The organism is Pseudoalteromonas sp. SR44-8, assembly GCF_014163635.1.
Taxonomy (GTDB): domain Bacteria; phylum Pseudomonadota; class Gammaproteobacteria; order Enterobacterales; family Alteromonadaceae; genus Pseudoalteromonas; species Pseudoalteromonas rhizosphaerae.
This window is the reverse complement of the sequence record NZ_JACJDS010000089.1, coordinates 1-712: the sequence shown is the minus strand read 5'-3', so window position 1 is coordinate 712 and position 712 is coordinate 1. Positions and strand designations below refer to the sequence as shown.

The 712-nt window shown below is 34.3% G+C and carries 1 protein-coding gene; it reads right to left on the bottom strand.

Translation table 11 applies throughout. The features are described from left to right. Positions 1 to 139: 139 nt before the first annotated feature. Positions 140 to 409, bottom strand: a complete 270-nt coding sequence (locus H5183_RS21425; protein WP_145241257.1) for a hypothetical protein — start codon at positions 407 to 409, stop codon at positions 140 to 142. Positions 410 to 712 lie beyond the last annotated feature (303 nt).

The following is a 712-nucleotide window of genomic DNA, read 5'->3' as shown; positions in this document are numbered from 1 at the left end:
CAATAAGCTTTTTTCTTGCCCGGGTCATACATAGCAACTCCTGTTAAACTGTATATAAAAACAGTAGTTGATACTATGGATTTTGCAAAAAATTTGCAAAAAAATGCGCCTGTCCTATTTTTCTGTTATATGACTATACTTATTGCTTCTTAAATTTATGGGAAAAGTAACCGCATACCAGTGAAAGCAATAAACTAAGTAGTAAATATATTTTTACATTACCATCCCAACGACTCGTGAGACGAGAGTATTCGGGTAAGCTAATACAACTTTGGATTTCACTGTTTTCACAAGAATACAGTATGTTAACAGCTTCAGTTGCAAGATCGATTTGGCGGCTAGCAAGAAAAGTAAAATAAATACTTAGGCCTACTGCAATACCAAGAATTAAACGGGCTTTATAGTTCATATACCAAATTCCATTTAGTCATATAACGAGGCTGTAGAATAACTCGTTTTTAATTTATTTTTATTGATGCATTAACCATAGCCGAGTTCCTATTTTGATTCAATCGGTTACTTCGATTTTACGTAAAATATAAAAAGAGGATTTGCTGTTTCTTTAATGGGCGTTTTGGAAGGGATTGCAGGTGTTTAAGTGGCTTATTTGGAGAGGTAGCAGCTTACCTTTATTAATGCGTCCTGTTTTGCAGCTTTTCTATATTATGAACTAAGCAATACAGTTGCCATTGGGCATTCACTTTCGTTTGAC